This window comes from Staphylococcus cohnii species complex 1663 (genome assembly GCF_041008415.1).
GTDB classification, from domain to species: domain Bacteria; phylum Bacillota; class Bacilli; order Staphylococcales; family Staphylococcaceae; genus Staphylococcus; species Staphylococcus ureilyticus.
The window spans coordinates 40,068-60,743 of the sequence record NZ_JBFDVL010000008.1 but is presented as its reverse complement, the minus strand read 5'-3'; the positions used below and the strand labels follow the sequence as shown (position 1 = coordinate 60,743).

Sequence of the window (20,676 nt, the reverse complement as noted above, 5' to 3'; positions counted from 1 at the left end):
TTGTCATTGAGAAATATAAAAACTGACCTTTGCATATCGTAATAGACTTATATTAGGAATTGGAGATTGTCGTTTCGTTAAGTAATATAAGTTAAACATTCATTTTTGGCGATTTTATAATGTCCTTACACCGAAGAAATGGTGGTTATGAGAGGCTACAGGCTCAAATCATATCCTCACGCATGCATGTTAAAAATCGGAAGATTAAAAAATGACTAATCCATAAGCATACGGATTAGTCATTTTTAAGCTTGCGATTATTTGTCACAGTATATTTTTATTACAACTTATAATTTTATTTTGTATTAAATTACGCGTTAAAATATCCTGCAATAGATTTAACTTCTAAGAATTCTTCTATGCCATAATCTCCCCATTCACGTCCTAAACCTGATTGTTTATAGCCACCGAATGGTAAGTCTGGTTTTCGTCCAGCTTCATTTATTTCAACTGTTCCAGCCTCAATTGAACGCGCAACTTTATGCAGTTTTTCTTTGTCTTGTCCATATACATAACCAGCTAAGCCATATTTCGTATCATTTGCAATTTCAATTGCTTCGTCTAAATCGTTGTAAGTAATCACAGACATAACAGGACCGAAAATTTCTTCTTGTGCAATTGTCATATCATTTTCAACATTATTAAAAATAGTTGGTCTTGCAAAATAGCCTTTTTCCAAGTTTTCAGGTTTTCCAGGACCACCGTATAATAATTCGGCACCTTCTTCTACACCTTTATCAATATATGATTGAACTTGATCAAATTGTTTTTTACTAATAATTGGTCCTACTTGTGTACCTTCTTCACGAGGATCACCAACTTTAACTTGACTAAATTTTTCTTTAACAGCTGTTAAGAATTCTTCTTTTATACTTGCTGGTACCAATGTTCTAGTCCCTGCAGTACAAACTTGTCCTGTATTATTGACGACTTTACCAGTTGCTGCACTTGCAGCACCATCAATATCAGCATCATCTAAAATAATATAAGGAGATTTACCTCCTAATTCTAATGATACTTTTTTGAAATCTTCAGCTGCTTTCTTCATAATGCTTGCGCCAGTTGGACCAGATCCAGTAAAGGACATCATTCTTACTTTTGGATGTTCACTTAGTGGATTTCCAACGCCTTGGCCATCACCATTCACTAAGTTAAATACACCTTTAGGTACGCCAACTTTATCAAATATTTCTGCTAAAATGATAGCTGCAAATGGTGTTTCTTCTGATGGTTTTAATACAACTGGGCTTCCTGCCGCAAAAGCTGCTGCTAATTTTAATGAAGTTTGGTTAGTTGGGAAATTCCATGGTGTAATTAATCCAGCAACACCAATTGCTTCCTTAACAACTAAATCGTCGCCACGTCTTTCTTCAAATTCAAAATTATCTAATGCATCTCGTGCAGCTTCAAAATGATTTAACCCCATTTGATAATGGACATTTTCAGATACTTTTAAAGGAGCTCCTAATTCGTCAGTTATTGCGTCAACAATATCATCTTTTCTATTTTTATATTCTTGAACAATTTTATCTAACAGTTCTTTTCTTTCTGCTACAGAACTTTGTCTAAATTCTAAATATACTTTATCTGCTGCTTCTACCGCTTTATTAACATCCTCTTTATTGCCTTTAGCAATTGTGCCTGCCACTTCTTCAGTTGCTGGGTTGATTACATCAAGTGTTTCTCCACTTGCACTTTCTACCCATTCTCCGTCGATATATTGTTTAGTGAAATTTCTCATCAATTATTCACTCCTTAATTTGTGTTCATGCTTTTATTCTAACCTAGATTTTTAATTTTAAAACATATCTGCTCATTCCAAATCATTGCAAACGTTGTTATTACAGGGTTTTAAGCCTGAAATTTATGCATAGTTATAATAGCATTATTTTGTTATATATCAATTAGAAATAACATTTATATCCTTAAAATTTTGCTTTTTTTAGAATATTTAAACATACCATGACATGTCAATCGGCACATCCACTCTTAATCAACAAAATTATTTTAACACTACTAAAGGTTAGATGATTCGACAATAAATAAAAAAGCTATAAAGAAATCTTTAATTAAAGATTTCTTTATAGCTAATCTTAGTATGTTAAAAACAGACTAGATATAACAATCATATTCAAATAAAATATTACATGAAAATGTCAAATTAAAAAGTTAAAATCATTCGCTTTCTAACTCGATATATTCTTGGGCCCATTTTTCCATAGGAACCAATGCCGATGCTAAGGCATCACCTTTATCTGTAAGTTGATATAAAATGTTCATAGGACTAGTAGAAATAATTTTTTTCTCTACAAGTCCCCATTCATTAAGGTCTGTGAGCTTTATGCTAAGTGCACGAGGCGTAATTGTTTTCAAATCACGTTTCATATCAGAAAAATGAGCAGATTTTTCCGTGCACCTAGACAAGTAATTAATGATAAGACCGTTCCAACTTCTACCTACTATTTTAAAGGTCTCTTCTAGATAAGGGCAAACCTCCATGGTCATCACCTCATATCAATTATATTTCCCCACTGCATAAACTATAATTTACTTTATACATTCAGTATAATTATTATACCACATGTTTTATATTTTTTCAGTCCAAATGTCTGCTCCAAGTGATTTTAGTGTTTTAACAATATTAGTATAACCACGATAAATATGTTTTACATTATAAATTGTAGTAACACCTTCAGCTAATAAGCCAGCTACAATTAGACAAGCACCTGCACGTAAATCACTCGCGTATACTTCTGCGCCTGTTAATTTAGATGGTTTGATTGTTGCAGTACCATTATCTGATGTAATATTAGCACCCATATTTTTAAGTTCTTCGACATGCTTGAATCGAGCTGGATAGATTGTTTCAGTCACAAAAGAAACTCCATCAGCCATAAATAATAATGGCGTAATAGGTTGTTGTAAATCTGTAGCAAAACCTGGGTATACTAATGTTTTAATATCTACACTAGAATATGGTGTACTTCTCTTAATCGTTACACTATCATCACCAACATTTATGTTTACACCAAGTTCTTTCAACTTAACAGTTAATGGCTCAACATGGGTAGGGATAATATTATTAATCACAATATCTTCACCACAAGCTGCGGCAATACACATATAAGTTCCTGCTTCAATTCTATCTGGTATCACTTGATGATGTGATCCATGTAAATGCTCAACACCTTTTATTTTGATTGTACTTGTACCAGCACCTTTAATATTAGCGCCTAAACTTGTTAAGAAGTTAGCTACATCAACCACTTCTGGTTCTTTCGCTGCGTTTTCAATTACAGTTTGTCCTTCAGCTCGTACTGCTGCCAACATAATATTAATCGTTGCACCTACACTAACGATATCTAAAAATATATTAGCACCTATTAAACGATCAGCTTCAATTTTCATAGATGTTTCACTGGATTCATCAACATGCGCTCCTAATGCTTTAAAACCCTTGATGTGTTGATCAATCGGTCGTGGACCTAATGGACAACCGCCAGGCAACCCAATTACACATTTTTTAAATCTACCTAACATTGCCCCCATCATATAATATGAAGCACGTAGTGATTCTACTTTATTATTAGGTAATGGAGCATTTTCAATTTCATTCGGATCAACTTCAAGTGTCGTGCCGTCTAGCTTTGCATCAATATTCAAATCACCTAATAAACTCACTAGCGTTTCAACATCTGAGATTTGTGGTAACCCTTCTATTGTAACTTTATCTTCCGCTAGAATTGTAGCTGGAATGATTGCTACAGCACTATTTTTTGCACCATGATTATTAACTTCACCTTTTAGTGTTTGACCGCCTCTAATTTTTATTACTTCTTGAGCCATTCGCTTGATCTCCTTTGCCTTTCAATCAGTATTTCAATTTAATTACATTATTTGCATTATAAAGTAAAAAAATGAAGTTTGCAAAACACACCAATGAAACAAAACTTTTTTAATTTTAAATTATGTATTGCTTCACTTTTATGTATACTATAATGATATTTTTATTCCCGATTTAATAGGGTTCAAATCTTATTTATCTTATTTCTGTTTAAAATTTATGTTGATATTTCAATTTGCTTAATTTTAACGCTCATAGATTATAACATAAAAAAATAAGACTGCGACATTAAAAATTGTCACAGCCTTACCGATTGAATCATCAAGATTACTTTAAAATATGCATCTTTCTATTATAGGCAGATTATTTAGCTCTATTTGATGTACCAAACTCTTTAATTTTACCCACTACTGTTGTTTTAATCGCTTCACGTGCTGGTCCTAAATACTTACGAGGATCATACATTTCTTTATCATTGTCTAAAGCTTCACGTACTGCTTTTGCAGAAGCAATTTGATTTTCTGTATTAACATTTATTTTTGCAGTGCCAAATGGAATCGCTTTTTGAATATCTTTAGTTGGGATACCAGTTCCACCATGTAATACTAATGGTAAGCCAGTTGAAGCACCAATTTCTTCCATTTCTTTAAATCCTAATTTTGGTTCACCTTTATACGGTCCGTGAACTGAACCTAACGCTGGTGCTAAAGTATCAATACCTGTTCTTTCAACAAGCTCTTGACATTCTTTAGGATCTGCATAAATAACACCTTCAGCAACAACATCGTCTTCTTGTCCACCTACTGTACCTAATTCAGCTTCTACCGATACGCCATGTTCGTGAGCATATTCAACTACTTTTGATGTAATTGCTACGTTATCTTCAAATGACTCATGAGAAGCATCAATCATAACTGATGTAAATCCAGCATCGATAGCTTCTTTACATTTATCAAAACTTGAACCATGGTCTAAGTGAATTGCAACTGGAATCGAAATTTCTTTATCGTGCATTAATCCTTCTACCATTTTAACTACTGTATAGAATCCACCCATATAACGTGCTGCACCTTCAGAAACTCCTAAAATAACTGGAGCATTTTCTTCTTGTGAAGCTTCCAATATCGCTTGTGTAAATTCTAAGTTATTTAAGTTGTATTGGCCAACCGCATAACCATTTTCTTTTGCATCGATTAACATTTCTTTCATTGAAACTAAAGGCATGAAAGTTCCTCCTTAGTGCATTGAGCACATATTTTTACAATTTAATTATATCAAAATCCCAAACAATTTGCATTCTTCTATTCATTTGTAAGCGTTTTTAATTTATTTTTTTAATTTATTCCATTTAAATCAGTCTTTAGCATTCATATTTTTATATAAAATTGCAATATTTTCTATCATTATTTAAAATAAGTTGAGTGAATAGATCGGAGGTACATATATGTCTAAAATTTTAAACACACAATTAAATGGTGTTTTCAATCGAATTGAAGCACAAGATTTAGATATTCAAATGGCAGCTCAATGCTTAATTCAAGCAATAGGTGGAGAAGGTAATGTGTTTGTTAAAGGTTATGGGGACTTGAATTTTTTTGAAAATTACATTTTAAATAGTAATGAAAAGTTAGAATCTAGTGTTGCATTATCCTCACTTAATACATTCGAAGATATTGACACAACAGATAGAGTGTTTCTTTTTTCCCCTTACTATACTGAGAATGTTGAAAATGATGTTAAGTCATTAATTGCAAATGATGTAGACTTTGTCTTAATTTGTAATAAACCAAAAACAGGAAATTTTCCAGATCATTTATTTCATTTTGTTAATCTAAGTACACCAAGACCTATTGTGTATACCGAAGATTACGATAAAATTGTTATACCACATCCAATTGCATTCAACTACATTTATTATGATATATATACACAAATGGTTGAAATGGTTAGAGATTTAAATCTTTAACATCTAAATCACTATTATTCTTCATATCTCATCTAATTTAATAAACAAACTAACTTTAAAAAGGCTGAAACGAATGTCATCGTTTCAGCCTTTTTAATCAATATTTACTTTGTTTGTTGATGATTCAATGATGCTTCTACAAATGCTTTGAATATAGGTTGTGGTCGATTAGGTCTAGATAAGAATTCTGGATGAAATTGACATGCAACGAAGAAATCATTTTCAGGAATTTCTACCATTTCAATCAATCTACCGTCTGGACTAGTTCCAGAGAAAATCATACCTTTTTCTTCTAGTTGATCTCTATATTCATTATTGAACTCATAACGATGACGATGTCTTTCTTCTATATCTACTGCGTCATAGATTTTATGCGCTAAAGTTCCTTCTTTAATATGACATGGGTATAGCCCTAATCTTAACGTACCACCTAAATCTTCAATGTCTTTCTGTTCGGGCAATAGGTCAATGATCGGATGTGGCGTTGAGGGATCTAATTCTGCAGAATGTGCATTTTCTAAGCCAAGTACATTTCTTGCAAACTCTACTGTAGCAAGTTGCATTCCTAAGCAGATACCGAAGTATGGTACATTATTCTCTCTCGCGTATTTGATAGCGGATATTTTTCCTTCACTTGCTCTGAATCCAAATCCACCAGGAACTAAAATGCCATCAACATCATTCAGTATATCATGTACATTTTCATCAGTTACCTCACTAGAATCTATCCACTTAACTTCAATATCCTTTTTAAATGGATAACCTGCATGTTTTAACGATTCAACTACTGATAAATAAGCATCTTGAAGACTTACATATTTACCAACTAAGCCGATAGTTATTTTGCCATCTAAACTGTTTACTGTATCTAGTAAATACTGCCATTCGTCTAACTGAGTTTCATACTTAGCGTTAAGTTCTAAGCGTTGAATTACAATATCATCCATGTCCTGCTTACTTAATTGTAATGGAATTTCATAAAGTGAATCTGCATCGCGACATTCAATGACACTTTCTTTGTTAATATCACAGAATAAAGCAATTTTATCTTTTAAATCTTGTGTTAATTCATATTCTGTACGTACTACGATTAAGTCTGGTTGAATACCCAACCCACGAAGTTCTTTAACACTATGTTGTGTGGGTTTTGTTTTCATTTCACCGGCAGCTTTTATAAATGGTAAAAGTGTACAATGTACGTACATGACGTTTTCACGACCCAAGTCACTACGAATTTGTCTAATCGCTTCTATAAATGGTAATGATTCAATATCTCCAGTAGTACCGCCAATTTCAGTAATAACTACATCAGCATTCGTACTTTCTCCTGCTAAAAGTAAACGCTCTTTAATTTCATTTGTAATATGAGGAATTACTTGAACCGTACCACCTAGATAATCACCACGGCGTTCTTTTTTCAAAACATGTGAATAAACTTTACCAGCAGTAACATTTGAATACTTATTTAAATTAATGTCAATAAATCTTTCATAATGTCCTAAGTCTAAATCTGTTTCCGCACCATCATCAGTAACAAATACTTCACCGTGTTGGTATGGACTCATTGTACCTGGGTCAACATTTAAATAGGGATCAAATTTTTGTATTGTAACTTTTAATCCTCTATCTTTTAATAAACGTCCTAAAGATGCTGCTGTGATACCTTTACCTAGTGAAGATACAACCCCACCAGTTACAAAAATAAATTTTGTCATTTTCTGCCTCCTATTATTAAAACAGTCATTCCCACAATACCAACAAAAATTTATGGCATGTTTCATTAATCATTGAAATAGTTATAATTTATGTAAACGTCTAAGCGTTATAATTTTTAAATGTCATTATATTCACTAAAAATAACGTCATAAATTAAAATTTTATAAAATTTGTATAGTCATTTAAATAAAAAAATCGCTCCCTCTCACAGCATTTGCAAGGGGGAGCGTATAACATTTATACACGTCGTCCTAATTAAAGGAGCCCGAATAAAATTTTATCATTTTCGCAGAAAAAGTCAAATGAATATTGATAGATTATTGATTAATTTTCTTCGTCTTCTTCCTCTTCATCATATTCATCTTCGTCTTCTTCTAAATCTTCATCTTCGTCATCGTCTTCATCAATAACGATTTCATTTTCAGGAATCTCTTCGTCAACTTCTTCTTCATCAGGTTCTTCGATTGTCTCTTGGTCATCAGTGACTGCTGGGATGTCATCATCGTCGTCTGCCTCATCTTCACCAAGTAATTTTAATGTTTTATCTTCTTCATCGTCATCGTCTAAAATGTCGAATTTTTGGATAGTTGGTGCTATTTTTTCTTCAATATCGGCAACTGAATACCAATCACGTAAGCCCCATATGTTTTCTCCAACATTTAGGAAACGACCATCTGTGTTTAAGTCTGTATAGAATTGAACAATTCTATTTTCAATTTCGTGGTCTTCGTAATGACCTAAAGCTTTAAATTCGTCAATAATATCATATAAGTTCATTGTATCGCCTTTTTCAAGTAATAATGTGTAGGCCATATCAATAAATGATTTCTCGTCAACCATTTCTTTAGTGTAATCTTGAATTCTCATTATTTATTCTTCCTTTCAGAGGCATTTATGCATTTATCCAAATCAGTACTATTCATCTTAAGTAATAATAACAAAAGTAAATTATAAATGACAATCCCTGATTTCGCAAACACTATTAATAATTAATATATTTTTCAAAAACAGAAAAATCTTCTGCCTTTTCAATTTCAACAAAATTACTGTTTATACATAGTGGTTTTAATTCATTATTTTCCCCATAAAGTGTAATCGTTATTAGTTTTATACCTTCAAAATGTTTTCGAATATATGTAGGTAATTGTCTCAATGCACTTTCCGCTATACCGTTATGTCTCTCTGCTTTATCAACTTCAATTGAATTAATATTCATACGCTGTTCATGTTGCTCAATTGCTATAAAACCTACCTTATTATCGTCTTTCATCATATCAATAATATGCACATCATAAGGTGATGTATCTCCATTTGCTGTTAGCTTTAAAGAAGATACATGTTTAGAATCTAAATCTAAATAATATAGACGTTCTTTGCCAATCGGGCCTTCTTCTTTTGTGGCAGCATGCATAAAACCTGCACGTTCATATACATTCCATGCACCTTTATTTTCCGCATCTACAACTAAGTATAAATGATTAAAGTTTGGAAATAACTTTTGAACATATTGTGGCAAATACATCATCATTTTTGTACCATACCCAAACCCTTGAAAATCTTCGTTTACAGATAAAGAACGAACATATATAACTTGTTTAGGTGTATCGTAGCCTTCATGTTGATAATATTGATGTAAGACAAAAAAACCTACTACTTCTCCTTCATCATTCAAAGCAATATTAGCTACTCGGTCGTTATCCTTCAACGCATCACTAAGCACATCTTTTGGCAATGAAGAATATATCTGTTGGCGCTCACTTAATTTAAAATGACAAACAGCTGATTTATATTTTTCTTCAAAAACTTGTATTGTAATATTTTCAAACGTTTCATTAATAAACATATTATATCCCCTATTGTGTTTAACTTTTATTAGTTATTAATACCACTTTTACACTAGTATAATCGAAAGTTGAACATTTTGTCTTATTAGTCTAAGAAACAATTCATGAGCCAGTTGACTTCAAATTGGTCTTTCACTTGTCCATGCATCGCATTAAAAAATGTTTTAGACAGAGGCATATGTGCGTCTCCCGCTTCGCTTAATTTATCATATACTTGTTTTTGAGTTTCCAAATCGTCGAAAGTTAAAATTATATTTGTGTTGTCATTGCTCCATTCCCGTCCATATGTGCTGGAAATATGTAATACAACTGTTTCATTAATATGGAGCTCCGCGTGTAAAGTTTTACCGTTTGTTTCGTTTAATATTTTTTCGCTACCACCAAACGCATTTTTATAAAATGTTAATGCTTGTTCTACATCATCTACTTTAATAAAAGGGCTTAATTTCATTAAAACCATTCCTTTCTAATTTTCTATATTTGATTTTCCCTCATTTTATTATAATATAAGTTATAATGTAAATTTTTTAGGAGGTACACAGATGAAAATAGGCATTGATGCCGGCGGAACACTTATAAAAATTGTTCAAGATGATAATGGTAAACGACAATATACTACAAAATTAACTACTGAAATAAATGACGTCATTGAATGGTTGGAACAACAATCTTGTGAAAGTATTAGTTTAACAGGGGGGCAAGCTGGGACAATTCAAAATAGTTTAAATTGTGAATCTCGTATTTTTGTAGAGTTTGATGCTGCTGCAAAAGGCTTAGAACTCTTGTTAGAAGAACAAGGTCATCATTTAGATAATTATATTTTTACTAATGTTGGTACTGGAACATCATTGCATTATTCAAATGGCAAAGAACAACAACGTGTTGGTGGTGTCGGTACAGGCGGTGGTATGATACAAGGTTTGGGTTATTTATTAACTGGATTAAAAGATTACAAACAATTGACAGATACTGCCCAAAAAGGAGATCGCGAATTTATTGATTTAAAAGTAAAACATATCTATAAAGATAGTGAACCTCCAATTTCAGGAGATTTAACTGCTGCTAATTTCGGTCATGTGTTACATAATTTAGACAAGGATTTTTCAGATTCTGACAAATTAGCTTCATTGATTGGTGTCGTGGGAGAAGTCATTACTACGATGTCTATTACAGTAGCGAGAGAATATGGTACAGAAAACGTAGCTTATATCGGTTCTTCGTTCCACAATAATCATTTACTTAAAGAAGTTGTTAAAGATTATACGGTATTACGTGGTTTTAAACCATTTTATATTGAACACGGTGCCTTTTCCGGTGCACTAGGCGCAATTCATTTAAGTTAAAAAAATACCATGACATAAATGTAAAGAATTGTTTTTTCTTTACTTATGTCATGGTAAAAAATGAACGTAATTATTCCGTTTGAATATCACTATTCATTCAAACGGAATAATTACTTCCAACAGTGCTTGTATTCGATTATATTAAAACGGTAATTGATCTAATACTTTCTGAGCTGAGACTACGGTACCTACAACGCCTGATTTCAAATCAATCGCTACTGCTTTGTCATCATCTCTTAAAGTATCTAACCATTCTGCGAAGACTTCACCTTCTATTTCAATAATATCGCATTCTTCAAAATCTTCATTTCTTACTTTTTCTGCCCTATTTCTAATACTCCACACCGGCATAATATGTGGTTTTTGATGCTCATCATCACTAATCATAATGAATTGTTTGGCATCTTTATTAGTTAAACCAAATACAGCATCTTCTTCTGCTACATCAATAACAAATTCTTTGAGACGAATTTCATCTAAATCTGACATCAATTCATTTGTAAAATCAATAATATTTACTAAATCACCATCTGTCTGAGATGAAGCATTCATCAACACTTCTTCACCTTCTGCAAACACATCATCCATTTCATATGTTACGAAACGATCAATATCAATTTTTTTAATCTTATCATAATCGGTGTCATGTTTATTTAAGAATGTTTCAGCTGTTTCTTTTTGAGTCCAAACACAAATGACGTCTTTCCCTAAAATTTCATGTCTAATTAGTTGTTTTGACTTTGTTGCTATATAAAAATATTCATTTACCAGAATATCTTGAAAAAATGAACTTGCTTTATAAGACATAATCACACCTTCAATTCATTAAAATATTTAACTATATTTAAAATATAAATGAGTATAATACTATAGTCAATTAACGTCATACAATAAATATTAAAATTTTAATATATCTAAACAATAAACTAAGTTAACAAATCCTATTAACTGAATTTTTCCTATATTACTGATTATATTTTTAATTCTTTTAAAAATTGTTGTTCTAGTTTATCCACTTGTTCTTGAGACTGTCCATGCCAAATACATGCAAATCTTGAAGGAACGTTTTCATTATTATACCAATCACCATCATAATATGATAGCGGAAACAAGCAACCCTTACGAACATATTTTATAATTGTTTGGAAGAAATGTTCATTATCATGAGGTGCAATATAACTATAAAACTTTTGATATCCAGACTGAATTAATGGATCTAATAAAAGCATGCTTGTTGAGCCATTTTGTCTAAAATTTAAATCAATCGCAAATATATCACCGTGCTCATCTATAAGTAAATCAAAACCCGCAATGCCAAAATAACCTTTCGACACACCTATTTCCATGATTTCTTTGCCTGCTTGAATGACTGATTCAGGCACATCATGTACATTTTGATTACCACTATAATGTCCATATTTGTCTGTAATTTGCTCTGATGTACCTATATAGTGAATATCCCCTTCTTTTTCACATGCAAATTGCACGCAATAATTAGCTATTTCCTGAATTTTTTGTTCGATAATAATTGTGTCAGTCTCATCTTTTGCTTGTTCAATACGTGATTTTGCTTTAATCAAGTCCTCATCGTCATAACATATCATCACGCCATAACCGCCTGCAGTTGGTAAGTCATCACCAGGCTTCAAGACAAAAGGAAACGTCCAGTTTGTAATCGCATCTTCAAACGCTTCTACTTTTACCACTTCACGTGCAGGTAAATATTTTTGATTCGTCCATTCTGGAATGCGTGCTTTATTATTTAATGCAACAAAAATATCTTTATCCATTGCGTAATATTCTTTTTCTAAAATAGATTCACTATGAATATATTGAAAATAAATGCGTTTATTGTCTTGTTTGGCAAGTTTTTTTATTGTTTTTTCGTACGAAGTTTGATCATAAAAAGTATAGATATTGGTCGGCATTGGTTTGCCAATCAATTCCAATAACCTTTCCAATTTCTTTGTGACACTTGCTTGATGCACAATAACAGGCATTTGATCAGCTATAATCAATTCCCTACCAGTCAAAAAATTAGATTGATGTTCCTCTGGTTCTAACCATGGATTGGAAATATAAGATGGTCTAGAAGTATATACGACATCATCATTGTATAAATCACTAAGTGTTAATTTAGGGTGTTGAGTACTTAGTTTTTTCATTTTTTGTTCCCCTTTATATATTGGTGCTGTTCAACTATTTCATTAAGTTCTGCTTGATTTTCTATTAATTCTAATCCCATTAATGCAAGGATTTTAGCACCTCTTATTAAAGCTTGATCTCCATGGGCACTTCCTGCCGCCTCTCGAAAACGATGTGTATGTCCCACTAAATTTCTAGAACCTATTTTAATATGAGGATGAATCGTTGGTACAACGTGACTTACATTACCCGTATCTGTCGAGCCAAAACCAAAATCATCATCTATCACTGCCTCTCCCATTTTCGTAGCATATTTTGCAAATAAATCATCTAATTTGGGCGTTTTAATAAATTCATTAACACCATTTTGTATGGGACCAAATTCATAGTCACATCCCGTTTGAATCGCGGCTCCTTTTGCAATTTGCCCTACTCTATCAGTTAAAATATCCAATTCTTTACGAGATGTTGCACGTGTATAAAAGCGCGCATGTGTGTAGTCTGGGATAATATTAGCAGCTTTTCCACCATCTAATATAACACCATGAACCTTTTGACTTTTTTTGATATGCTGTCTTAGCTGAGCCACGCCATTAAAATATGTAATCATTGCATCTAGAGCATTTCTTGCTTCTTCAGCATTCTCAGACGCATGTGTACTTTTACCATAAAATTTAATGTCTAAAACATCTACCGCTAATGTGTTAATTGTTTTGTAAGTTTCATTTCCGGGATGTATCATTAAAGCAACATCCATTTCATCTACAATACCTTCTTTAACGTAAGCAGCTTTTGCGCTACCATTGACACCACCCTCTTCGGCTGGACAACCAAGTATTACTACTTTTCCACCTGTTTGTTCAATCACTTGCTTCAAAGCTATACCAGCAAATGTACTTGCCGTGCCTATAATATTATGACCACAGGCATGCCCTAGACCTGGTAAAGCATCATATTCTGCTAAAAATCCAATGGTTGGACCGTCGATGTCTGAATCATAACGTGCAATGAAACCCGTAGCATAACCTGCAATATTTGTTTCAACTTCAAACCCATGCTTCTCTAAATCTTCAATTAACGTTCTTGAAGCAAATATTTCTTCATTACCTAATTCAGGTCTTTGATGAATAAGGTGACTCAATTCTATGTATGTTAATTTTTCATTTTCTATATAATCTAATATGATTTGTTCATGTGTCATTTTCAATACAACTCCCTTGTACTACAACATTTTACACGTATTATAAAACTTATAAATAAAGCATATTTAATACTAAATGTGCAAAATACATTTTTATTATTACTTATTCTATCCGTTTTGATTAATTCTGTCATTATTTTTCTGAAATTTTAAAAAATGATGTTTAGTTGTGTTTTCTAAAATTTATAGAAATTGTAAATAGCGTTACGTCTTGTTACAATTATGATAATTATTATTTTAGGAGGACATCACATGCCAAAAATGAACGTTGAAAGTTTTAATTTAGATCATACCAAAGTAGTAGCACCATTTGTTCGACTTGCAGGTAAAATGGAAGGTGCTAATGGAGATGTTATCCATAAATATGACATTCGTTTTAAACAACCAAACAAAGAACATATGGAAATGCCTGGTTTGCACTCACTTGAACATTTAATGGCTGAAAATATTAGAAATCATTCAGATAAAGTTGTTGATATAAGTCCAATGGGTTGTCAAACTGGTTTTTACGTATCTTTTATCAATCATAGTGATTATGATGATGTGTTAAGTATAATTGAACAAACACTTCAAGATGTATTATCTGCTACAGAAGTTCCAGCATGTAATGAAGTACAATGTGGTTGGGCTGCTAGCCATTCATTAGAAGGTGCCAAAGAAATTGCACAAGCATTTTTAGATAAAAAGAATCAATGGCATGATATTTATGGCGAAGGCAAATAATATCTTATTACCGTTGTAAAATAAGATACAAAAATCAAATTCAAAATATAAGTAACTATTTTTGAATAAGCACTGACAATATTCTAATTTATTTAAAAAGATGCTTGATTTGAATCGTTATCATCTAATGTCAAAATACACAAGAATCTGAGACATAAAACCTAGAAAAATAGCACGCAGATGATTTAATTAATACATCTGCGTGCTTCTTTATTATTCAATACTGCGGCGTATTATTGTTGGCTCGCTTGCTTAAGAGGAAGACTTCAGCCTGTCGTTTTCAGATTGTTCCGTTCCCTCAAGCGTCTCGCCAAAATACAACGTATTTATATGTAATTTCACATTAAAACACTTTAAAAACAAGTCCATATTAGAATCTTTATTTCTTTGTATTAATGGCATTTAATATAAAAAAGTAGTAACTCAATGCGCTAATGATAATTAAAACAAAATTGAAAAATGGTATTTTTTATATTTTTTCATTTTTAAACGTTTATGTTTATCAGAAATATATTTTTGTAAAGTTTGAACATGCAACCGCTCAAATTATAAGGTTACCTTGGCTGTCCGCATGTTTCGACTCAGCTATAAAACTCTATTTTTAAAAGAAATGATGTTATCGTTTAAGTTTTGTTTTTTCCAGTTTACACCATAACTATGATATATAAAACATAGAAAACGCCAATTTCTATATTAATTTAATAGAAATTGGCGTTTAGTCTATAATCAGAGCATTCTAACCATGGCGCTTTATAATGTATATCCAGTCACGCAACTATTGATTGTTCACTTTATAGTTTGTTCACGATTTTTATTAAGACAAATTGAAGTGGGATTCGACTGTATAACAAACTATTTGGTAGTTGTTTATCGCCTAGTGGCAATTTTTTTCTTGCCATATAAATATTTGCAGGCAATACTGCTAATAAAAACATATTAATCATTTTCTTGAGACATTGGCCAGGTCTATTAACTATTAAAAGCAAGCCAAAAATTATTTCGACTACACCCGAAATAATAACCGCAGATTTTCTAAGTGGTAAATATTCAGGTACAATTTTTCTAAAACGTGACTCATGTTTAAAATGTAAGACACCAATAATCATGAAGCCACAGCCTAAAATCAAGCTTAATAACCGCTTCATTTATCGACACCCATTTCTTTTAAATAGCTTCGACCAAATTCTGGTAATGTAACGTCAAAATTATCCGCAATTGTAGCACCTATAGAGCTAAAAGTATCGTCCGTAGATAGTTCATGGTAATCTTTTATTTTAGGACTAAACATTAGGACTGGGATGTATTCTCTTGTATGATCTGTCCCCGGTGCCGTAGGATCATTGCCGTGGTCTGCAGTAATGATTACTAAGTCGTCATCTTTAAGATGTTTGATAAGTTCTGGTAAACGCTCATCAAAATCTTTCAATGCCTCAGCATATCCATTTTTATCACGTCGATGTCCATACAGAGCGTCAAAATCCACTAAATTCAAGAAACTTAACCCCTTAAATTCACGTTGTACAGTTTCTATGAGCTTATCCATGCCATCCATATTGCTTTTTGTTCGAATTGCTTCAGTAACACCTTCACCATCATAAATGTCATTGATTTTTCCTAATGCAATCACATCAAATTGATTCTCTTTCAACTCATTCATCACTGTTCGTCCAAATGGTTTTAACGCATAATCATGTCGATTAGAAGTTCTTGTAAAAGCACCTGGTTCACCTACATATGGTCGTGCAATGATTCGACCAATTAAATATTTTGGATCTTTAGTTAGTTCTCTTACTTTTTCACAAATATCATACAATTCTTCGAGTGGAATAATATCTTCATGTGCCGCAATTTGAAGTACTGGATCTGCTGATGTATAGACAATCAGGTCTCCAGTTTTCATCTGATGCTCTCCCCACTCATCAATAATTTGTGTACCAGAAGCTGGTCTGTTTGCAACTACTTTTCGACCTGTCATCGTTTCAATTTCACTGATTAATTCTTGTGGAAATCCATCAGGATAAACTTTAAAAGGTTGCATAATATTTAAGCCCATAATTTCCCAATGGCCCGTCATCGTATCCTTACCTACAGAAGCTTCACTCATCTTAGTATAAAACGCTTCTGGTTTAGACACTTTTTCGACATTAGGTAATGCAGCGATATTACCTAGACCTAACCTTTGTAAATTAGGTAATGATTTATCAAAACCTTCAAGCGTATGCTTCAAAGTGTGACTGCCTTCATCATTAAATGCTTTTGCATCAGGCCCTTCGCCTATACCCACTGAATCCATGACAATTAAATGTACCCTTTTAAATGGTATAGTCATCATTCCATCTCCTATTCAGTAATTATTTTATGAATCAACGTAGGAACTTCGCCGTGCGAACTTATCGTAATGCTTTGATTTAATTTTTCCTTAACATCATTAATTTGCTCACGGTTACTATGAATCGTTAATAAAGCTTCGCCTTCATCAACTGAATCTCCTACTTTTTTGTGAAGGACAATGCCAACACTTAAATCAATATCATCTTCTTTAGTTTGTCTACCTGCCCCTAACATCATAGATGCAACACCGATTTCATTGGCAATAATTTCAGTTACTGTACCAGATTTTTGCGAAAGTAAATCAATTTGAAAACGCGCTTGTGGTAGTTTACAAACATCATCAACTACTGATCCATCACCGTCTTGATTTTCTAAAAATGTACGGAAACTTTCCAATGCTGAACCATCTTCAATTGCTTTTTCTAATAATGCTTGGGCTTCCTCTAAATCTTTAGCTTTGCCGCCAACCACTACCATTTGCGAACCTAAAGTCATAACTAACTCAGTTAAATCTTTTGGACCTTGACCTTTCAGTGTTTCAATCGCCTCTTTAACTTCTAAGGCATTACCTATTGCATTACCTAATGGTTGACTCATGTCTGAAATAATCGCCATCGTGTTTCGGCCAACATTATTACCAATACTAACCATCGCATGTGCAAGTGCTTCAGCATCTTCGATTGTTTTCATAAAGGCACCATTGCCTGTTTTGACATCCAATAAAATAGCATCAGCGCCAGCGGCAATTTTTTTACTCATAATAGAAGATGCAATCAGTGGTATTGAATTAACTGTTCCAGTCACATCACGTAAGCCATAAAGTTTTTTGTCTGCCGGTGTTAAATTCCCAGTTTGTCCTATTACAGCTACTTTTGCTTCATTTACAAGTTCAACAAATTTATCTTCACTAATTTCAACGTGAAACCCTTCAACTGATTCTAATTTATCAATTGTGCCGCCAGTATGACCTAATCCTCTACCACTCATCTTAGCCACAGGAACACCAACAGAAGCTACTAATGGTGCTAATACTAGTGTCGTTGTATCTCCAACACCACCTGTAGAATGTTTATCAACTTTTATCCCATTAATCGCTGATAAATCAATCACGTCACCAGAATTAACCATTGCCATTGTAAGTGCTGCTCTTTCTTGACCATTCATATCCTGGAAAAAAATTGCCATCGCTAAACTCGAAGCTTGATAATCTGGTATGTCACCACTGGTATAAGCATTAATAAAGAATTCTATTTCTTCATTTGTTAAAGCTTGACCATCACGTTTCTTTTCAATAATATCTACCATTCTCATTTGAGTTGGCCTCCCCTGTTAGACATTTATGTCTTTATATGTCTCATATTAAACTTAAAGATAGTGATTAATAATCTGAATTACTTTCTAATCCTTGGATGATCTGTACACCTGCACTAGCGCCAATTCGAGTAGCACCAGCTTCTAGCATTTTATTGAAATCTTCTAAGTTTCTGACACCACCTGAAGCTTTAACTTCTAATGCATCTCCGACTGTATCTTTCATTAATTTAACATCCTCAGGTGTGGCACCACCACCAGCAAATCCAGTTGATGTTTTCACAAAGTCAGCACCTGCTGCTTTACTGAGTTCGCAAGCTTTTACTTTTTCATCATCAGTTAAAAGGCAAGTTTCAATAATTACTTTTACCGTTTTACCATTAGCTGCTGCTACTACGCCTTCAATATCTTTTTGGACTTCATCATAACGTCCGTCTTTTAAGGCACCAATATTGATAACCATATCTACTTCTGATGCGCCATTTTTAATAGCATCTTCTACTTCAAACACTTTCACTTCAGTATTTGTAGCACCTAATGGAAAACCAATAACTGTACATACTAATACGTCAGTATCTTGTAATTTATCAGCTGCGTATTTAACATGTGTAGGGTTAATACACACTGACTTAAAATGGTATTCTGTTGCCTCATCAAGAATTTTATCTACTTGTGCTCTAGTAGACTCCGGTTTTAGTAAAGTGTGATCTATATATTTTGCATAATTCATTCTAATTCCTCCTAATATATTAACTGTATGAAATTATTCTAATTCTTGAAAGTCATTACTATTCTAAAAAATTAATAACATCACAACAAGTGCTTTACCTCTATATTACAAAAATTCGCAAAAATAATAAACAAATGTTATCTTTATTTTGATAAAAGAATTTAAAGGAGAAGAAGTCTATGACAAAATCTACACCACATATTCAACCTAACGGAGTTAAAATTGCTAAAACTGTTTTAATGCCTGGGGATCCCTTGAGAGCTAAATATATCGCTGATAACTATTTAGAAGATGTAAAACAATTTAATGAAGTTAGAAACATGTTTGGTTATACAGGCACTTATAAAGGAAAAGAAGTTTCTGTTATGGGTTCTGGAATGGGTATTCCAAGTATTGGTATTTATTCATACGAACTATATAATTTTTTCAATGTCGACACAATTATTCGAATTGGATCATGTGGCGCTTTACAGGAAAACGTTAACCTATATGACATCATTATTGCTCAAGGTGCTTCTACGAATTCGAGTTATGTAGAGCAATATAATATTCCAGGTCACTATGCGCCTTTAGCTGATTTTGACTTAATGTTAAAAGCAAAACAAAAAGCGGATGAAATTGGTGCTACTACGCATGTTGGTAATATTCTTTCTTCAGACACATTTTATAATGCCGATCCAACATTTAACGAAAAATGGCAACGTATGGGCATCTTAGGCATTGAAATGGAATCTGCTGCATTATACTTAAATGCAACTTTTGCTAATAAAAAGGCTTTAGGCGTCTTCACTGTAAGTGACCATATTCTACGTGATGAAGCAACTACTGCAGAAGAACGTCAAAACTCATTTACTCAAATGATGGAAATTGCATTAGAAATTGCTGAATAAAATTTTATAGCGTTCATACATGAAGTAAGTTCTTATTTCTATCTCTATTACAAAAAAGACAGGAATCAAATGAAAAATTTGATTCCTGTCTTTTACTGTTTTAAATATAAATACTGTTTGTCTATCTATAAACTATTATTTTCCTAAATAAGATTTTAACATCCAATTATGTTTATCAATATTGGTTTGCATACCGATAAACATATCTTCAGTTACATCATCTTCGGCATTAGAAGCAACTTCAATTGCTTCTTCTAATTGTTTTGAAATATTTTCAAAATCTGTTGATAATGCTTCAACCATTTGTTCTGCTGTATAACCTTTACCTGCTTCATCTATAATTGATAACTCTAAACTTTCTTTTAATGTACCTACTGGATTACCGTCTACTGCTAAAATACGCTCTGCTAAATCATCTATATATTGACTTGCTTCATCATATAATTCTTCAAATTTTGTGTGTAGTGAGAAGAAATTTGGTCCTTTTACATACCAATGAAAATTGTGTAATTTGGTGAATGCAACTGTCCAGTTTGCTACTTGTTGGTTTAATACTTTTACAACTTCTTCATTATTTTTTGACATATCAAAAATCTCTCCTTTAAATTTTTGTCGTAACTAAGCGACAATCA

Annotated in this window: 20 protein-coding genes; 4 read left to right on the top strand and 16 right to left on the bottom strand. The window is 32.6% G+C overall.

The window, feature by feature from the left end:
* Positions 1 to 310: 310 nt before the first annotated feature.
* The 4 genes from AB1J10_RS10485 to fdaB all read right to left on the bottom strand — a co-directional run bounded on the left by AB1J10_RS10485 (position 311) and on the right by fdaB (position 5,068).
* On the bottom strand, positions 311 to 1,741 hold the full coding sequence (locus AB1J10_RS10485) for an aldehyde dehydrogenase family protein (protein ID WP_046207749.1): 1,431 nt from the start codon (positions 1,739 to 1,741) through the stop codon (positions 311 to 313).
* 434 nt (positions 1,742 to 2,175) lie between these two features.
* The gene (locus AB1J10_RS10480) at positions 2,176 to 2,499 is read right to left on the bottom strand and encodes a winged helix-turn-helix transcriptional regulator (RefSeq protein WP_046207748.1); all 324 of its coding nucleotides are present in this window, start codon (positions 2,497 to 2,499) and stop codon (positions 2,176 to 2,178) included.
* Positions 2,500 to 2,586: 87 nt separating this feature from the next.
* Entirely contained in the window at positions 2,587 to 3,846 is a 1,260-nt protein-coding gene (locus AB1J10_RS10475) for a UDP-N-acetylglucosamine 1-carboxyvinyltransferase (RefSeq protein ID WP_046207747.1), read from the bottom strand.
* A gap of 361 nt (positions 3,847 to 4,207) precedes the next feature.
* Positions 4,208 to 5,068, bottom strand: a complete 861-nt coding sequence (gene fdaB, locus AB1J10_RS10470; RefSeq protein WP_046207746.1) for a class IIb fructose-bisphosphate aldolase FdaB — start codon at positions 5,066 to 5,068, stop codon at positions 4,208 to 4,210.
* Between the two features lie 220 nt (positions 5,069 to 5,288).
* On the opposite strand from fdaB, the gene AB1J10_RS10465 reads away from it, so the two are divergent.
* A complete protein-coding gene (locus tag AB1J10_RS10465) occupies positions 5,289 to 5,810 on the top strand; it encodes a DUF2529 family protein (protein ID WP_046207745.1) in 522 nt (173 codons plus the stop codon).
* A 104-nt stretch (positions 5,811 to 5,914) separates the two neighbouring features.
* Here the strand turns inward: AB1J10_RS10465 and AB1J10_RS10460 are convergent, their stop codons facing one another.
* The 4 genes from AB1J10_RS10460 to AB1J10_RS10445 all read right to left on the bottom strand — a co-directional run bounded on the left by AB1J10_RS10460 (position 5,915) and on the right by AB1J10_RS10445 (position 9,821).
* A complete protein-coding gene (locus AB1J10_RS10460; protein ID WP_046207744.1) occupies positions 5,915 to 7,525 on the bottom strand; it encodes a CTP synthase in 1,611 nt (536 codons plus the stop codon).
* Positions 7,526 to 7,850: 325 nt separating this feature from the next.
* Complete coding sequence (rpoE, locus tag AB1J10_RS10455) at positions 7,851 to 8,393, bottom strand: DNA-directed RNA polymerase subunit delta (RefSeq protein ID WP_019468279.1); 543 nt, start codon at positions 8,391 to 8,393, stop codon at positions 7,851 to 7,853.
* A 115-nt stretch (positions 8,394 to 8,508) separates the two neighbouring features.
* Positions 8,509 to 9,369, bottom strand: a complete 861-nt coding sequence (locus AB1J10_RS10450) for a GNAT family N-acetyltransferase (RefSeq protein WP_107391366.1) — start codon at positions 9,367 to 9,369, stop codon at positions 8,509 to 8,511.
* A gap of 86 nt (positions 9,370 to 9,455) precedes the next feature.
* Positions 9,456 to 9,821 carry a VOC family protein gene (locus AB1J10_RS10445; protein WP_046207742.1) on the bottom strand — a complete coding sequence of 122 codons (366 nt, stop codon included), beginning with the start codon at positions 9,819 to 9,821 and terminating at the stop codon, positions 9,456 to 9,458.
* A gap of 91 nt (positions 9,822 to 9,912) precedes the next feature.
* Here AB1J10_RS10445 and coaW point away from each other — a divergent pair, with 91 nt between their 5' ends.
* Positions 9,913 to 10,713, top strand: a complete 801-nt coding sequence (coaW, locus tag AB1J10_RS10440; RefSeq protein ID WP_046207741.1) for a type II pantothenate kinase — start codon at positions 9,913 to 9,915, stop codon at positions 10,711 to 10,713.
* A gap of 141 nt (positions 10,714 to 10,854) precedes the next feature.
* Here the strand turns inward: coaW and AB1J10_RS10435 are convergent, their stop codons facing one another.
* The 3 genes from AB1J10_RS10435 to AB1J10_RS10425 form a co-directional block, all read right to left on the bottom strand.
* The gene (locus tag AB1J10_RS10435) at positions 10,855 to 11,520 is read right to left on the bottom strand and encodes a DUF2750 domain-containing protein (RefSeq protein ID WP_070039528.1); all 666 of its coding nucleotides are present in this window, start codon (positions 11,518 to 11,520) and stop codon (positions 10,855 to 10,857) included.
* Positions 11,521 to 11,684: 164 nt separating this feature from the next.
* Positions 11,685 to 12,878, bottom strand: a complete 1,194-nt coding sequence (ldmS, locus tag AB1J10_RS10430) for an L-aspartate--L-methionine ligase LdmS (protein WP_064209835.1) — start codon at positions 12,876 to 12,878, stop codon at positions 11,685 to 11,687.
* Entirely contained in the window at positions 12,875 to 14,059 is a 1,185-nt protein-coding gene (locus tag AB1J10_RS10425; protein ID WP_107360112.1) for a M20 family metallopeptidase, read from the bottom strand. The genes ldmS and AB1J10_RS10425 overlap by 4 nt, the downstream gene beginning before the upstream one ends.
* A gap of 252 nt (positions 14,060 to 14,311) precedes the next feature.
* Between AB1J10_RS10425 and AB1J10_RS10420 the strand changes: the two genes are divergently transcribed.
* Entirely contained in the window at positions 14,312 to 14,782 is a 471-nt protein-coding gene (locus AB1J10_RS10420; RefSeq protein WP_046207737.1) for an S-ribosylhomocysteine lyase, read from the top strand.
* A 791-nt stretch (positions 14,783 to 15,573) separates the two neighbouring features.
* On the opposite strand, the gene AB1J10_RS10415 is transcribed toward AB1J10_RS10420, so the two are convergent.
* From AB1J10_RS10415 to deoC, 4 genes are all read right to left on the bottom strand, one after another.
* Positions 15,574 to 15,927, bottom strand: a complete 354-nt coding sequence (locus AB1J10_RS10415) for a DoxX family protein (protein ID WP_046207736.1) — start codon at positions 15,925 to 15,927, stop codon at positions 15,574 to 15,576.
* Positions 15,924 to 17,111, bottom strand: a complete 1,188-nt coding sequence (gene deoB / locus AB1J10_RS10410) for a phosphopentomutase (RefSeq protein ID WP_070657397.1) — start codon at positions 17,109 to 17,111, stop codon at positions 15,924 to 15,926. Before deoB ends, AB1J10_RS10415 begins: the two co-directional genes overlap by 4 nt.
* A gap of 11 nt (positions 17,112 to 17,122) precedes the next feature.
* Complete coding sequence (locus AB1J10_RS10405) at positions 17,123 to 18,424, bottom strand: pyrimidine-nucleoside phosphorylase (RefSeq protein ID WP_369003115.1); 1,302 nt, start codon at positions 18,422 to 18,424, stop codon at positions 17,123 to 17,125.
* Positions 18,425 to 18,491: 67 nt separating this feature from the next.
* Positions 18,492 to 19,154, bottom strand: coding sequence for a deoxyribose-phosphate aldolase (gene deoC, locus AB1J10_RS10400; RefSeq protein ID WP_046207733.1), 663 nt, complete (start codon positions 19,152 to 19,154; stop codon positions 18,492 to 18,494).
* Positions 19,155 to 19,333: 179 nt separating this feature from the next.
* Between deoC and deoD the strand changes: the two genes are divergently transcribed.
* Positions 19,334 to 20,044, top strand: coding sequence for a purine-nucleoside phosphorylase (deoD, locus tag AB1J10_RS10395; RefSeq protein WP_046207732.1), 711 nt, complete (start codon positions 19,334 to 19,336; stop codon positions 20,042 to 20,044).
* 135 nt (positions 20,045 to 20,179) lie between these two features.
* On the opposite strand, the gene AB1J10_RS10390 is transcribed toward deoD, so the two are convergent.
* Positions 20,180 to 20,629, bottom strand: coding sequence for a Dps family protein (locus AB1J10_RS10390; protein ID WP_046207731.1), 450 nt, complete (start codon positions 20,627 to 20,629; stop codon positions 20,180 to 20,182).
* Positions 20,630 to 20,676: the final 47 nt, after the last annotated feature.

Coding starts and splice junctions, on each gene's coding strand:
- AB1J10_RS10445 (WP_046207742.1), bottom strand. CDS start 9,821: ATGAAATTAAGCCCTTTTATTAAAGTAGATGATGTAGAACAAGCATTA.
- rpoE (WP_019468279.1), bottom strand. CDS start 8,393: ATGAGAATTCAAGATTACACTAAAGAAATGGTTGACGAGAAATCATTT.
- AB1J10_RS10460 (WP_046207744.1), bottom strand. CDS start 7,525: ATGACAAAATTTATTTTTGTAACTGGTGGGGTTGTATCTTCACTAGGT.
- AB1J10_RS10420 (WP_046207737.1), top strand. CDS start 14,312: ATGCCAAAAATGAACGTTGAAAGTTTTAATTTAGATCATACCAAAGTA.
- AB1J10_RS10480 (WP_046207748.1), bottom strand. CDS start 2,499: ATGGAGGTTTGCCCTTATCTAGAAGAGACCTTTAAAATAGTAGGTAGA.
- deoD (WP_046207732.1), top strand. CDS start 19,334: ATGACAAAATCTACACCACATATTCAACCTAACGGAGTTAAAATTGCT.
- AB1J10_RS10435 (WP_070039528.1), bottom strand. CDS start 11,520: ATGTCTTATAAAGCAAGTTCATTTTTTCAAGATATTCTGGTAAATGAA.
- AB1J10_RS10390 (WP_046207731.1), bottom strand. CDS start 20,629: ATGTCAAAAAATAATGAAGAAGTTGTAAAAGTATTAAACCAACAAGTA.
- ldmS (WP_064209835.1), bottom strand. CDS start 12,878: ATGAAAAAACTAAGTACTCAACACCCTAAATTAACACTTAGTGATTTA.
- deoB (WP_070657397.1), bottom strand. CDS start 17,111: ATGACTATACCATTTAAAAGGGTACATTTAATTGTCATGGATTCAGTG.
- AB1J10_RS10450 (WP_107391366.1), bottom strand. CDS start 9,369: ATGTTTATTAATGAAACGTTTGAAAATATTACAATACAAGTTTTTGAA.
- deoC (WP_046207733.1), bottom strand. CDS start 19,154: ATGAATTATGCAAAATATATAGATCACACTTTACTAAAACCGGAGTCT.
- AB1J10_RS10485 (WP_046207749.1), bottom strand. CDS start 1,741: ATGAGAAATTTCACTAAACAATATATCGACGGAGAATGGGTAGAAAGT.
- fdaB (WP_046207746.1), bottom strand. CDS start 5,068: ATGCCTTTAGTTTCAATGAAAGAAATGTTAATCGATGCAAAAGAAAAT.
- AB1J10_RS10415 (WP_046207736.1), bottom strand. CDS start 15,927: ATGAAGCGGTTATTAAGCTTGATTTTAGGCTGTGGCTTCATGATTATT.
- AB1J10_RS10425 (WP_107360112.1), bottom strand. CDS start 14,059: ATGACACATGAACAAATCATATTAGATTATATAGAAAATGAAAAATTA.
- AB1J10_RS10475 (WP_046207747.1), bottom strand. CDS start 3,846: ATGGCTCAAGAAGTAATAAAAATTAGAGGCGGTCAAACACTAAAAGGT.
- coaW (WP_046207741.1), top strand. CDS start 9,913: ATGAAAATAGGCATTGATGCCGGCGGAACACTTATAAAAATTGTTCAA.
- AB1J10_RS10405 (WP_369003115.1), bottom strand. CDS start 18,424: ATGAGAATGGTAGATATTATTGAAAAGAAACGTGATGGTCAAGCTTTA.
- AB1J10_RS10465 (WP_046207745.1), top strand. CDS start 5,289: ATGTCTAAAATTTTAAACACACAATTAAATGGTGTTTTCAATCGAATT.